Genomic DNA, 14,118 nt, shown 5'->3' with positions numbered 1-14,118 from the left:
CCTTCGTCCGGGATGGCGCCGCCCGGCGCGGCGGCTCCCGCTACGGTGCCACACCCCGGACCGCGGCCGCGCACCGCTCAGTCCAGCAGCTCGCGGACGGCCTCCGGCAGCGGCGCCGCGCCGGCCCGGCCGGCGGCCCGGACCAGCAGCGCGGCCAGCTGCCGGTCCACCACCTCGGGGCGCTCCAGCATCACCAGGTGCCCGGCGTCCTCCACCAGCACCAGCTCGGCGCCGGGCAGCCGGGCGGCGATCGCCTCGCTGTGCTCGGGCGGGGTGAGCAGGTCCTTGGTCCCGGCCAGCACCAGGGTGGGGACGCCGTCCAGGGCCGACAGCGCCGCCCGCTTGTCGTGCGCGGAGAACGCCGGGTAGAACTCGGCGACCACGTCGATCGGGGTGGCGTCCAGCAGCTGCTCGGCGAACCGCACCACCGACGGGTCCACGTCCTTGGAGCCGAACGAGAACCGGCGGTAGAACACACCGGTCACATCGGCGCCGAACCTGCGGGTGGCCTCCACCAGTTCGACCTGCTTGCCGAGCAGCCGCACCACGCCCGGGGCGACCCGGCGCATCAGCCGCGCCCCCGCCACCGGCAGGCCGAAGGTGACGGAGTCCCAGTCGCCGGCCAGCGTGCCGATCAGCGCCACGCCGGCGATCCGCCCCGCGGCCCCGGGCCCGGACGCCGCGAGCTCCGCGGGAGCCGTGGGCGTCGCGGGCGCCCCTGGCGTCGCGGGCGTCGCGGCTCCGAACAGCTCCGGGTGCTGGGCGGCGAGCGCCATCACGGTCATCCCGCCCATCGAGTGGCCCACCAGCACGACCGGGCCCTCGGGCACCACCGCGTCCAGCACCGCCTTCAGGTCGGCGCCGAGCTGATCGATCGAGGCGGGCTCACCGGCCACGTAGGAGCGCGACCGCTCGGAGCGGCCGTGGCTGCGCTGGTCCCAGAAGACCAGCCGCATCGACTCGCGCAGCACCGCCCGCTGGAAGTGCCAGCTGTCCTGGTTCAGGCAGTAGCCGTGGCAGAACACCACGGTCAGCGGCGGCGCGGCCGGCGCCGGCGCGGCGCCGAAGCTCTTCCGGCTGCCGGCCCGCACCAGCGCCCCGGACCCGCCGAGCAGCCCCGGCAGCCCGGCCCGGTCCACCGACGCCTCGGGCCGGCGGCGGGCGAACCAGCCGCGCCGCGGCGCCGGGCCCTCCTCCGGGCGCACCTGCACCGGATCCGGCCAGCCGACGCCGTCCAGCTCCACGTACAGCTCGGTGCCGTCGGGGGCGGTCACCGTGCGCGGCCGCCCGCGCAGCGAACCGAACGGCGCCGCCGCGGCCAGCTCCTCGCGGGCCCGGCGGCGCATCGAGCGGCCGACCGTCAGCCGCTCTATCGCCACCCCGGCGGCGGCGCCCGCCGCCACCACGCCCAGCGAGATGCCGATCAGCCCGGCCCGGCTCACCCCGGCCGAGGCCGACCCGGCGGCCTTCGCCACCGCCGCCACCGGGTTGCCGCCCGCGCCGGGCTCGGTCATGAGCCGGTGCCGCCCACGTAGCGGCGCGGCACCCGGGCGCCGATCCGGGTGATGATCTCGTACGCGATGGTGCCGCAGGCCCGGCCCCAGTCCTCGGCGGTCGGCTCCCCGTGCTCGCCGGTGCCGAACACCAGCACCTCCTCGCCGACCGGCGGGGTGTCGCCGCCGAGGTCGACGACGAACTGGTCCATCGCCACCCGGCCCGCGACCGTCCGCCACTTGCCGCCGATCAGCACCGGGCCGGTGCCGCTGGCGTGCCGCGGGATGCCGTCCGCGTAGCCGACCGGCACCAGGCCCAGGGTGGTCGGGCCGGGGGTCGTGTAGTGGTGGCCGTAGCTCACCCCGTGGCCGCCGGGGACGGTCTTCACCAGCGCGAGGCGGGCGGTCAGCGACATCACCGGGCGCAGGCCGAAGTCGGCCGGGGTGCCGACCTCGGGCACCGGCGACAGCCCGTACATCGCGAGGCCGGTGCGGACCAGGTCGTAGTGCGAGGCCGGCAGCAGCAGGGTGGCCGGCGAGTTCGCCAGGTGCCGCACCTCGGGGCGCACCCCCGCCCGCTCGGCGTGGGCCAGCGCCGCCTCGAATGAGTCCAGCTGGGCCTGGATCGAAGGGTGGCCGGGCTCGTCCGCGGCCGCGAGGTGCGACCACAGGCCGACCACCTCGATCAGGCCCTCGGCCTGTGCGCGCAGCGCGGCGGCCACCAGGTCCGGCCAGTCGTGCGGCTGGCAGCCGTTGCGGCCGAGGCCGGTGTCGGCCTTCAGGTGCACCCGGCCCGGCACCCCGGTCTCCCGGACCGCCGCCACCAGCTCGTCCAGGGCCCAGCGGGCGCTCACCGAGACGTCGATCCGCGCGTGCAGCGCCTGCTGCCAGGGGCCGCCCGGCGTCCACAGCCAGCACAGGATGCGGGCCTGCTCGGGACCGATCCCCGCGGCGCGCAGCGCGAGCGCCTCCTCGGGCATCGCCGTACCGAGCCAGCCGATGCCCGCCGCGACCGCCTCCCGGGCACACCGCACCGCGCCGTGGCCGTAGGCGTCCGCCTTGACCACGGCCATCAGCGCAGGGCCGGCGGTACGGGCGCGCAGCGCGTCCAGGTTGCCCCGCAGGGCGCCCAGATCGATGGTCGCCTCGGCTCGCGCCCCCTGCGCGAGGACGGCCGTACCGGTGGTGTTCGCAGTTGTCATCGCGTATCAGTCTCCCAGACCGCCGCCGTTGCCCCGTGAACGGCCCGCGGGGACGTGGCGGTGGACCTGCGAAGACGCTCCGCGGGGGCGGCCGGGTTCCGTACGGGGGCGGCGCGGGCGGGAGCTCGCGGCCTCCGGCCGGGGTGTCCCGGTGGACCTGGGACGGGTGCCGGCCGGCCTCTCGGGGCACGGGACTCGCGGCTGTCCTGTCGACCTCGCGCAGTTCCCCGCGCCCCCGGGAGGTGCCAGCTGGCCTCTCTGCGCACGGGACTCGCGGCTGCCCTGCCGACCTCGCGCAGTTCCCCGCGCCCCCGGGAGGTGCCAGCTGGCCTCTCTGCGCACGGGACTCGCGGCTGCCCTGCCGACCTCGCGCAGTTCCCTGCGCCCCCGGGAGGTGCCAGCTGGCCTCTCTGCGCACGGATTCCCCGCTGCCCTACCGACGTCGCGCAGTTCCCCACGCCCCTGGGAAGTGCCAGCCGGCCTCTCGGGCACGGGACTCGCAGCTGCCCTGCCGACCTCGCGCAGTTCCCCGCGCCCCCGGGAGGTGCCAGCTGGCCTCTCTGCGCACGGGACTCGCGGCTGCCCTGCCGACCTCGCGCGGTTCCCCGCGCCCCTGGGAGGTGCCGGCCGACCCCGCGCAGTTCCCCACGTCAGGCGGGGGGCTGGTGGACGGCTTGCCAGGCGGGGCGGAGGGCGGTGGCGACTGCCATGGCGGTGGTCGGGGTGTCGCCGTGGGCGGCGGTGCGGCCGGCCAGGCCGTGGAGGTAGGCGGCTGCGGAGGCCGCGTCGAAGGCGCCGAGGCCGGCGGCGAGGAGGGAGCCGGCCAGGCCGGAGAGCACGTCGCCGCTGCCGGCCGTGGCGAGCCAGGGCGTCCCGGTCGGGTTGACCCGGGCCGGGCCGGCCGGGTCGGCGACCACCGTGGTCGAGCCCTTGAGCAGGACGGTCGCGCCGTAGGCCGCCGCCAGCCGCCGGGCGGTCGCCAGCCGCGCCGCCGCCAGGTCCTGGGCGAGCGGCGGGGCCCCGCCGTCCGCTCCGGCCAGCAGCCGGGCGGCCTCCCCGGTGTGCGGGGTGAGCAGGACCGGCGCCGTCCGTCCGGCGAGCGCGGCCGGGCCGAGCCGGGCCAGTTCGGTCAGCCCGTCGGCGTCCACCAGCACCGGGACGTCGGTGGCCAGCGCCTGGGCGAGTGCGTCGGCGGCGCCGTCCCCACCGCCGGGTCCGACCACCCAGGCCTGCACCCGCCCGGCGTCGGCCGGTCCGCCGGTGCTGACCAAGGCTTCGGGGAAGCGCCGCACCACCTCCTCGGCCGCCGTCCCCGCGTACCGCACCGCGCCGGCCCCGCCGCGCAGCGCGCCCGCCACCGCGAGCACCGCCGCCCCCGGGTAGCGGGCCGAGCCGGCCGCGATGCCGGCCACCCCGCGGCGGTACTTGTCGCTCTCCGCCGACGGCCGGGGCAGCAGGGCGGCCACATCCGCGTGCTGGAGCGCCGTCACCGGCGCCTCGGGCAGGGTCAGCCCGATGTCCACCAGGTGCACCACTCCGGCGTACGAGGCGCCGGGGTCGATCAGCAGGCCGGGCTTGTGGGTGCCGAAGCAGACCGTGACGTCCGCCCGCAGCGCGACGCCGTCGACCTGCCCGGTGTCGGCGTCCACCCCGCTCGGCACGTCGACCGCCACCACCGGGCCGCGCCGCTCCATCGAGGCGTACGGCTGCGCCCCGGGCCGCAGCCCGCCGCGGCCGCCGATCCCCACGATGCCGTCCAGCACCAGGTCCGCCCGCCCGAACTCGCCCGGGTCCTCGGTCACCCGCCCGCCGGCGGCCCGCAGCGCGGCCAGCCCGCCCGCGTGCACCCGCTCCGGCGACAGCAGGACGGCCCGGACCCGCGCCCCGCGCCGGGCCAGCCGGGCGGCCGCGTACAGCGCGTCGCCGCCGTTGTCGCCACTGCCGGCCAGGACCAGGACCCGGCTGCCGTACACCCGGGGCAGCAGCTGTGCGCAGGTGGCGGCGAGTCCGGCGGCGGCCCGCTGCATCAGGGTGCCCTCCGGCAGCCGGGCCATCAGTTCGGCCTCCGCCGCCCGGACCTGCTCGACGGTGTGTGCGTAACGCATCCGCTGCCTCCCGCGGCTCAGCCTTCGGCGATCACCACCGCCGACGCTACGCCCGCGTCATGACTGAGCGACACATGCCACGACCGGACGCCGAGTTCGGCGGCGCGCGCCGCCACCGTCCCGGTGACCTTCAGTACCGGGCGCCCGGAGGACTCGACGCTCACCTCGGCGTCCGTCCACTTCAGTCCCGGCGGCGCGCCCAGCGCCTTGGCCAGCGCCTCCTTCGCGGCGAACCGGGCCGCCAGCGAGGCCCCGCCGCGGCGCGCCCCCGACGGGAGGACCAGCTCGGCCTCGGTGAACAGCCGGTCCGCCAGCTGGGGCGTGCGCTCCAGCGACGCCTCGAACCGGTCGATGGCCGCCACGTCGATCCCAACGCCGATGATCAAGCTGAACTCCTCCGTCGCAACCGCCCGTGGCCCGGACCTTACGGCACACTTTCGGGTGAGAACCCCTCCGATCCCCCGCCTGCCCCGGTCCGTACACCTACCGTGTTGCGCGGCAACCCCCAGCAGGACGGAGAAGGGCCATGGTCGCCATGCCAGCCGTCGAGCACCCGTTGTCCGGGGACGATCTCCTCAGGGCCTTTCTGGAACTGGACACCCCGGCCGGCTTCAAAGCCGAGCTGATCGAAGGGGAGATCGTCGTAACTCCACCGCCGGACGGATCCCACGAGACCGCGTTCGCCCTGCTCAACCGGCAGTTCATGCGCCAGGCAGCCATCGACCTGGATCTCTCGGGCACCAAGGGCCTGGTCACGCCCAACGGGCGGTTCATCCCGGACGGCACCGTCAGTCCGGTGGGGCACTTCGAGGACAAGGACTCCTGGGCCGCTCCCTCCGGGGTCCTGCTGGTCTTCGAGATCACCTCGACCAACCCGGGCAAGGACCGCGAGGCCAAGCGCCTCGGGTACGCCTCGGCGGGCATCCCCTGCTACCTGCTGATCGACCGCGACGAGTCGCACGCCACCCTGTTCACGGACCCGGCGGACGGGGACTACACCGCCCACATCCAGGTCCCGTTCGGCAAGCCGCTCGACCTGCCGGCGCCGTTCTCGTTCGCGCTGGACACGGCGCCCCTGCGGTAGGCGGCCGGCCCACGGGACGACCAAGGTCGTGCCCGGCAGCCGGAGCCGCCGGGCACGACCTGTTGGTCTCCCGTCAGTAGTTGAACTTCTCAGGGGGCACGAGCAGACCGTTCGCCAGCTCGGGGTGCCGGTCATGGAGCTCGTTCAGAACCCCCCACTGCACCTGCGGCAGGAGCGCGCCGTACGAGTCGCCGTCGACCGCGCCGGCACGACCCCAGAACTCGGCGATCGACGCACCGATCGAGCGTCCCGAATAGTCCACGATGTGATCGTCCAGGCCGGCCACGAGCAAGGCGTCGAGGGCCCGTCCGTCGTGCCAGTTCACGATGTCGATCGCGGCGGCGTCCCGCCATCCCGGTTCCGCGCGGTCCGAGACGAGCACGGACACCAGCGTCTCTGCGCGGTCGTCCCAGTCCAGGAAACCATCCCGGGTCAGGGCGGTGAGGAACTCGGCGGGAGGTGTGTACCCGTGATCCCGAATGTAGTGGGCAACCATGGCGGGAGCGCAGTACGTGGTTCCCGCGGCCCCGAAGACATGGATCTCACCGGTGCCACTGACAGACTCTCCGGCAGGACACAGTTCGCAGTCGTGGAGCCCCAGAGCGAGGTTCCGCGAGCGCTTGGCCTCCTGCCGGATCCGGTCGAGCTGCCTCTCGGTGACAGAGCCCCGACACGGGATCCCGTCACCGCCGCCGAGCCATCCGACCGCCGTCATCGGCAGCGGAGCCTCGTCATAGACGTAAGGGGTGAGGTCGCGGTACTCAGCCATTTGCGCCGTTCTTGTAGCCCGGGTAACGGCATGCGACCCAGTGGCACACACCCATGTCCGGTTCCAGGATGTCACTCAGCAACGTCTCTTCATTGACGATGATCGAGCCCATCCGGTACTTGTGCGGCAGACCGTTGTCGGTCCTGTACCCGAGCGGGGTGAGAGTGTAGTTGGGAACCTCGTCTCCGGGGCCGAAGATGTGAAGCGGGTTGTAGTTCGGACCGCCGGGCCCAGCGATGGCAAGCCCCTTGGCAGCATCCAGTTTGCGACCGTCGTCGACATACATGCAGAGAATGGTTCCCTCCGGGACCCGCGTCGTGCCGTTCCCGTAGTAGCCACCGTGCCCGTGGATGACCGTGTCCCCGTCGCTCCGCAGGCCGTCGATCGGTTGGGCGACGTTCGCATTCTTGTGCGGCGGCTTCCCGCCCCCGGTGCTCTCGCCCCCTCCGCTGAGCGTCGCGTCGCTGCTGGCCGCGGGTGTGGTGGGCTCGTCCCCGCCCTTGATGGTTCCCGACTTGGGAGTGCTCGGAGTGTCGGTCTTGGGGGTCGTCGGTGCGGCATCGCCCGGCGGCGTCGTGGGAAGGTCGTCGGCGAGAAGCCTCTTGACCGCGGTGAGGAGGCCGTCGCCCTCCTTCATGGCCAGCCGCACGGCCTTGAAGGCCTTGACGCCGGCCACAACGCCCTTCACCAGCCCTACTCCGTCGATGACGAGCGACCCGACCGTGCCCACCCATTGACCGGCGACGTACGCGTCGGAGTCCGTGTCGATGTTGAAGAGGTCCGCCAGGGGCGTGTCGTCGACGTAGCCGGTGTGCCCGAACTCGGGTATCAGGCCGAGGGTGTCCTTGTCCTCCCAGTAGGAGTTCCAGCCGTCGGAGCAGGCGTTCAGGAAATCGGAGCCGGTGTTGACGGTCCACTGGTACGGATCGCCGATGATGGAGTCACCGACACCGCCGAGGAAGCTTCCCGCGTCGTTGGCCCAGTCCCTCAGCCAGCTGAGACCGTTGGCGTCGCTGCCGGTCGTGGGGTTGTTGGCGGCATAGGTGTAGCCGCCCATCTGGTTCGGGTCCCCGATCTGGAACACCGGGTCCGCGGTCAGGAACCGGCCGATGACGGGGTCGTAGTTACGGGCTCCGAGCAGGTCCAGGCCGCTGAGAGCCTCCGTGGGCTGGCCCAGGAAGCCGTTGTTGTCGGCCCACCCGGAAGGCGCCGTGCCACGAGGATTCCCGAAGGGGTCGAAGGCTCGCCTGGTGATCGCCAGGGTCTTGGCGTCGACCTGGAGCTGGGCCGTGCCCTGGACGTTCCTGGGCTGATAACACACGGACCCACCGCTGGACCGGACGATCACCGTCCCGTCGGGCGCCCGGTAGTAGCGCTGACCCGTGACAGCCTTGGTGGTGTTGTCGAGGGTGAGCTGCTCGGCGCCGGAGAACAGGTAAAGCTTGGTGGTGGCAGAGGTGCGCTGGATCAGGAGCCCACCGCTGGCGTCGTAGACGTAGCCGACCTGCTTGCCGTCCGTGACGACGGTCTCGGTGCGACCTTCCTTGTCGTAGGTGACGGTCTGGTTGGATGTCCTGCTTCCGGTGACGGTGCGGCTCTTGGTGCTTCCGGCCGCGTCGTAGAGCGGGGCGAGCGTGCTCACGCCCGTGGTCGGATTGGCCGTACTGACGCTGTTGACGGTGTTGGGCTTGGCGGCCGCCGTCGTGCCGGCACCCGGATACGTGCTGGTCTGCGTCGTGTTCTTGGCCGCGTTACCGGTCACATCGTGCTGGACCTGCTGCGTCCGGTCACCCAGCTGGTTGTACTGCCAGTCGAGCCAGTACGGGGCAGTGCCGCCGATGGTCGCCGGGCTCGGGTTGGAGGTGGTGCAGCGGGCGAGCTGGCCCGCCGTCGCAGCGGTGAGGCCCTTGGTGTCGGTCCACGCGGTGACCAGTCGGTCCTGAGCGTCATAACCGAAGCACTGGGTGTCCGTCGCGCGGTCGGTACCGCCGGACGACACGGTCTCGGAGACCGCGGTGACGTTGCCGGACTGGTCGTAGCCGTAGGTGGTGTCGGATATCGGGTTGGCGGTGTTGCTCTGCAGCGTGATCCGGTCGGTGGTCAGCCGGCCCGTCGCCTGGTCGTAGGTCTGGCCGGTGCGCAGCTGCTTGGCCGCCGGCCCGAGCGTGGTCTGCAGGACCTGGCCGAGCGGGCTGTAGTTGGTCGAGGCGACGTAGGGCGTCGTGGGCGTACCCATGCTGTACAACCCGCCCTGCAGGTTGTAGCCGTAACCCACCGTCTCGGCCGGAAGGCCGCCCTCGGTGCCGTACGTGGTGGAGGCCAGCAGGCCGATGTTCGCCGTGTACGACGGCGCGACACCGTAGGTGCCCGCAAGCTTGCCCTCCGAGGCCGGGATGACCACGTTGGTCCCGGTCGGCTGTCCGGCAGCGTTGTAACCGGTGACTGCGGAGACGTAGGCGCTGCCGTTCCGGCCACCGACATAGCGGGTGGAGGCGACCGGGAGGCCCTTGCCGAGGCTGTCGTAGGTCCATTCGGCCAGAAGCTTGGTCGGATCGGACGTTCCGGCACCCTCGTACTCGCCCGTCTTGCGTCCGAGCGAGTCATAGGTGAACGAGAGCGTCTGTCCCCGGCCGTCGGTGGTCGTGGCCACCCGCCCGTAGTCGTCGTAGGACGTCTTGGAGGTACCGGTGTTGGGATCGCTCTGGGATGTCGGCTGTCCCTGCAGGTTGTACGCGTAGGACCAGACGTTGCCGACGGTGTCCTTGACCGAATCGAGCTGGCCGCTCGGCGTGTAGGTGTAGCTCGTGGTGATGTCGGCGACGGACGCGTGGTTCGCCGCGCCGGTCGACCACAGCCGTGAGTTGTCCGAGTTGTACACGGCGGCGGAGCCGTCGCCCTGCACCTTGAGGAAGGCACCCGGATGCCCGCCCGTGTTCGTCGACCACAACTTGGTCGTCCCAGCCGCGTCCCAGACGACGAGGTTGCCGTCGGCCTGCATCACCGCGTACGCGCCGGGGTGGCCGGCCGTACCCGAGGACCACAGCGTGGTGCCTTCGACCAGGGCCGTCAGCACCAGGTTGCCGTCCGCCAGCATGGCGAGTCGCACGCTCCGGGAGACAATCGAACTGCCCGAAGCAACAGTCGAGTTGCCGGTCAGCTTGCGATCGGCGGTCGTGTCCCGAGAAACCGTCGAAGTGGTCCGGCCCAGCGCATCCACATACGTCGTGCTGCTCGGCCCACCATCCGGCGGAACGGTGTCGACGCGATCCACACCCTGATAGACCTTCGCAGCCTGCCAGAGCGTGCTCGCGAAGGACACCTGCTGAGTCGTGACCACACGCCCCAGCCCGTCGAACACGCTGCGTGTGACCGAGGGTCCCGTGCGGTTCGTCTCGGCCCACAGGGTCGCACCCGGGCCGTTCGCGACATCGGCATACGGGGCGATCGTGGAGACGGTCCATCCATGCGAGTCGTAGAACGTGGAGGAGACGAGCCGTCCCGCCGAATTGTCCGCGGTCGTCGACTGGGTCTGACGGGGACGGAGCAACCCGTCGTAGATCGTCACCCCGGTCGTGTAGGAGCCGTTCTCGCGCAGCGTCTGCGTGGTGACGGCGGACGGATCCGGATTGTCACCGGCGCCATGGACCGCGTACGTGAAGATCAGGTCCGGAGTCTGGTCGGCCTGTCGGCGGCCGGGCTTCCAGACTTGGGTCCGGCGACCCAGAGCGTCGAACTTCACATCGGTGACCCTGTTGTTCGCGTCCACCGAATGCGTCACCGCACCCCGAGCGGGCGAGATGGTGCTGCTTGCCTCCCAGCCGAGTGGGCTCTTGGTGGACAGCGATGTCGGGAGAGTAGAGCTGTCCGGTCCATAGGCCGTCGTCGTCACGGCCCCTGTGCCGTCCGTACTCCTGGTGACCCGGCCGTACTTGTCGTACGACAGGCCACCCACCGTCCGGAACTCCGGCTTGCCGGAGGCGTCGAACGACGTGACGGCCTGGGTGGCCGTGAGGAGACCCAGGGACGTGCCGTTCTGCCCGAGTGAACCGAAGGCCCCGGGTGCGGTGACACTACCGTCGCCGTCGTAGAACAGCCGCTTCTGCGAGAGGAGGGTCGTCTTCGTCACCGGCGTCCCACAGGGTCCGATGACGCCGACGGTCTCCTTCGGATTCATCAACATCATCGGGTTGGCAGCCGGCGCCGACGCGTACGTCGTCGTGATGCAGGTCTCCTGCGACGGCACAGCGAGATCGCCCTTGTCATTGACCTGGAAGATCCGCCCCAAGCTGTCGAACGTGCTCTTCGACTGGGTGGTCCGCCACGTGGTGTTGTCCGACATCAGACCCATGGCACGGGTGGATGTCGAAACCACGCGGCGAGCCGTCAGATCGGGCAGCACGGACAGCTTTGCCGGAGCCGGGTCCTCCGACGTCCAGGCCGTTCGGGTCGCTGTGACGGTGACCTCCGTGGAGGCCTCGTCGGTCAGCGACTTCTTGACGACACTGCCGCCCGCCTGGGTGTAGGTGGCCGTCTCCTGCGCGGTACCGGACAGCCAGGGACTGTCGGTGACCTGCTCGCCGAGCGAGTTGGCGAGCTTGACGCTGCGCCGCGTGCCGTCCGCCTTGTAGTCGCCGTCCATGCCCTGGAGGTAGGAGACGGTGCTCTGGGTGATCGGGTCGGGTGCGGCGCCCGTGGTGGTGGTGACCGTCCGGTAGCCGCGGAACCCGCCCCAGGTGCGGTGCTGGTCGTCCGTCAGGTCCGAGTCGTCCCGGTGCCAGGCCGCACCACCGCTGTACGTGTAGTTGGTCACGCTGGCCGGCGAGCCGGCCTTGGTGCGGTCGCTGTCGGTGACCTGGGAGACCAGGGTCTTGTGGAACCAGTCCTCGATCGGGTCCTTCCCGCCCGGGGTGTTCCAGAAGACGGGGTAGCAGGCCATGGTGTTGCTGTCGGCCGAGGCCGGCATGTGGTTGCCGGTCCGCGAGCACTCGGGCGCCCGGTAGGTGACGGCGACCGACTCGCCGGTGTCCGTCTGGATGCTGGAGATCCGCGGGTGGTAGAGCGGCGGGGCGGCCGGGGAGAGTCCGTCGACCCGGTTGTCCATCTCGATGCCGGTGAAGGTGACCGGGTCGAGGGTGATCGTGCCGGTGCCGCCGGCGGAGGTGTCCTTGCCGGTGTGCCTGATCTCGGAGAGCCACATCACCGACTGCAGGGCGCCCGCGTTCTTCGGGTCCTGGGTCTTTCCGGTGACCGGGTCGTAGGTGCCGCCGGCGTCGGAGAAGACCTGGGTCAGGTCGTAGGTGTCGACGTCCTGCCAGCCGGAGGCGGTGCGGACCTTGGTGTCGATCGACTTCAGGCGGGTGGTCTGCCAGAAGGTCGGCCCGCCCGTGAGGCAGACACCGTCGGTGTCATCGCCCTCGACCTTGTTCTTGTCGCCGGCGAGGCAGGTCAGGTCGTACGGGGTGTCCGGCCAGTTGGTGGCGGTGTCCCGGGAGAGGTTCGACTCCTGGCACACGGTGTCCGAGGTGGTGCAGCGCTGGGCGGCGTTGAAGACCACCTTCGCCGCGGGCTCCCGCCCGGCCAGCACGTCGGGCAGCTGGTAGCCGTACGAGATCTGGGTCAGGCGCCCGCCACGGGTGTACGCGGTGAGCGTGCCGCCCTTGTCGTCCTTGGCGACCTGGCCGTAGCCCATGTTGTAGTAGTTGGACTCCGTGGCGTAGTCGTAGCGCTGCACGTTGCCGTGCGGGTCGACCGCGAAGTCCAGGTTGAACCGGTAACCGGGCTGCTGGTCGCACTGCGAGTCGTTGCCCTTGGCGGCGCTGTAGCAGGGGTCACCCGACTTGGGGTGGTAGACCGGCGCACCCCAGGCGCTGTTGGTGGCCCCGTCCGAGGTGGTGCCGGGCGCGTGGTTGAGGCCGAGGTAGTAGGCGGTGCCGTCGGTCGTGGTGACCTTGAAGTACTCGCCCTCCCACAACCCGTTCGAAGCGCCCGTCAGCCGCTCGATCCTGGTGCCGTCGTCGTTCTGCAGGTGGTAGACGCCGGAGGAGTCCCGGACCAGCTCGCCGGTGTGCGAGCCGAGCGAGATGGTGGCGTTCCAGCCGCCCCAGCACTGGTCGCCGGAGTCCTCGATGCCCTGGTCCTTGCAGGCCTTGTAGGAGCGCTCGACGAAGCCCGGGCTGTAGCCCCAGCCGTCACCGATCCACGAGGACTGCGAGTTGCGGGCCGAGGTCTCGCCGTCGACGGACTGCGAGTCGTACGACAGCCCGACCGACGGTGCGGCGCCGCCCAGGGACGGCGGCACGGTGATCGGGTAGGAGTAGGTGAAGGCGCCGGAGGCCGAGGCCGTCCAGGAGCCCGAGGCGGACAGCGAGGTCGCCCCGTAGTCGCCCTGTGAGCCGCCGGAACCGGCGACCGCCGCGACCGCCATCGAGGACGAGCCCGAGGAGGCGGCCCGCGCCGACGGCGAGGCGAACGCGCTCAGCGCCTTCGGCTTCGCGGTGTTCGGCAGCGCGACGGTGCCCGAGAGCCGGCGCCCCTGCGGGTCGTTGGTGAACTCGATCGGCGACTGCTTGCGGCAGGCGGCCAGCCGGGGCGTGGTCAGCGCGCAGCCCGGCAGCGCGACCAGATGCAGCCGGGAGGCCCAACCGCCGCCGTAGGCCTGCTCGATGGCGCTGTAGTCGAGCGAGACCGAGGCGCTGCCCGCGCCGGTTCCGCCGTCCGTGCGGGCGAGGCCGACGAGCAGGCCGTCGACTCCCGCCGCCCTGGCCTGCGGCCGGTCGGCGAGCTGCACCTTGACCGCCGAGGCCGGCGCCACCGGCGCCAGCGGGGCCACGAGGCCGCCCGCCCGGACTCCGAGCTCCGAGGCGGGAACGGACGCCACCGAGACCGGTGACGCCCCCGCCTTCAGGCTCTTGGCCGCCGAGCTGCCGGCCAGGTCGACGGTGACCGTCGAGGCACCCGGCCACTTCGCCGCCGCCGGGGTGTGCGCGGTGAGTTCACGCGCCCCCTGCGGTATCCCCGGCTTCGGCGTGGCGCCGGATCCGTCGGCCGGGTGGCCCGGCACCTTGGGCTGCTGCTGGAGCGGGTCGGCCGCCCACACCTTCCCGGTGTAGCGGTACGGGCCGACGAGGACGTCCGCGGCTATCGCCAGCGGCGACGCCAGCGAGAACGCGGCGACCGTCGCCACCGCGACCGTCCCCCGTCGAGCCCATCCCCTCCCCCGGGCACCCTGGAAACTTCGCGCTGCGGCGCGCATGTGAATCATCCCCCAATGAACGTTTTCAACCCGTCAGACCTGAATGTGCATCAGCTGACGCACTGTCTGACCAGCGGGAACGGTATTGCCACGCACGTTGGGACCGCAATACCCTTCCCCGGCAGTCACATCGTTCACAGCCTTCACCCTGTCCTCGCACAATCGGGTGAGAGTGCTGTGAACACGTCCAAATCCGACGCCGCCCGTACGAGG

The 14,118-nt window shown here is 72.0% G+C and carries 7 protein-coding genes; 1 reads left to right on the top strand and 6 read right to left on the bottom strand.

The window, feature by feature from the left end; genetic code table 11:
- Positions 1-77: 77 nt before the first annotated feature.
- From AC2TEW_RS13895 to AC2TEW_RS13880, 4 genes are all read right to left on the bottom strand, one after another.
- The gene (locus AC2TEW_RS13895; RefSeq protein WP_484623646.1) at positions 78-1,514 is read right to left on the bottom strand and encodes an alpha/beta fold hydrolase; all 1,437 of its coding nucleotides are present in this window, start codon (positions 1,512-1,514) and stop codon (positions 78-80) included.
- Positions 1,511-2,695, bottom strand: coding sequence for an alanine racemase (alr, locus tag AC2TEW_RS13890; protein ID WP_484623645.1), 1,185 nt, complete (start codon positions 2,693-2,695; stop codon positions 1,511-1,513). The genes AC2TEW_RS13895 and alr overlap by 4 nt, the downstream gene beginning before the upstream one ends.
- A 650-nt stretch (positions 2,696-3,345) precedes the next feature.
- On the bottom strand, positions 3,346-4,800 hold the full coding sequence (locus AC2TEW_RS13885; protein ID WP_484623644.1) for an NAD(P)H-hydrate dehydratase: 1,455 nt from the start codon (positions 4,798-4,800) through the stop codon (positions 3,346-3,348).
- Between the two features lie 17 nt (positions 4,801-4,817).
- Entirely contained in the window at positions 4,818-5,186 is a 369-nt protein-coding gene (locus AC2TEW_RS13880; protein ID WP_484623643.1) for a holo-ACP synthase, read from the bottom strand.
- A 149-nt stretch (positions 5,187-5,335) separates the two neighbouring features.
- Between AC2TEW_RS13880 and AC2TEW_RS13875 the strand changes: the two genes are divergently transcribed.
- The gene (locus AC2TEW_RS13875) at positions 5,336-5,884 is read left to right on the top strand and encodes a Uma2 family endonuclease (RefSeq protein ID WP_484623716.1); all 549 of its coding nucleotides are present in this window, start codon (positions 5,336-5,338) and stop codon (positions 5,882-5,884) included.
- 73 nt (positions 5,885-5,957) lie between these two features.
- On the opposite strand, the gene AC2TEW_RS13870 is transcribed toward AC2TEW_RS13875, so the two are convergent.
- Entirely contained in the window at positions 5,958-6,653 is a 696-nt protein-coding gene (locus AC2TEW_RS13870; protein ID WP_484623642.1) for a DUF7919 family protein, read from the bottom strand.
- On the bottom strand, positions 6,646-13,836 hold the full coding sequence (locus AC2TEW_RS13865) for an RHS repeat domain-containing protein (protein WP_484623641.1): 7,191 nt from the start codon (positions 13,834-13,836) through the stop codon (positions 6,646-6,648). Before AC2TEW_RS13865 ends, AC2TEW_RS13870 begins: the two co-directional genes overlap by 8 nt.
- Positions 13,837-14,118 lie beyond the last annotated feature (282 nt).

The organism is Kitasatospora sp. NEAU-CNBT7 (assembly GCF_057220535.1).
This window is presented reverse-complemented; position numbering and strand designations above follow the sequence as displayed.

What these genes read in the sequence shown, in the direction of transcription:
- AC2TEW_RS13895 (WP_484623646.1), bottom strand. Translation starts at nt 1,514, where the DNA reads ATGACCGAGCCCGGCGCGGGCGGCAACCCGGTGGCGGCGGTGGCGAAG.
- alr (WP_484623645.1), bottom strand. Translation starts at nt 2,695, where the DNA reads ATGACAACTGCGAACACCACCGGTACGGCCGTCCTCGCGCAGGGGGCG.
- AC2TEW_RS13885 (WP_484623644.1), bottom strand. Translation starts at nt 4,800, where the DNA reads ATGCGTTACGCACACACCGTCGAGCAGGTCCGGGCGGCGGAGGCCGAA.
- AC2TEW_RS13875 (WP_484623716.1), top strand. Translation starts at nt 5,336, where the DNA reads ATGCCAGCCGTCGAGCACCCGTTGTCCGGGGACGATCTCCTCAGGGCC.
- AC2TEW_RS13870 (WP_484623642.1), bottom strand. Translation starts at nt 6,653, where the DNA reads ATGGCTGAGTACCGCGACCTCACCCCTTACGTCTATGACGAGGCTCCG.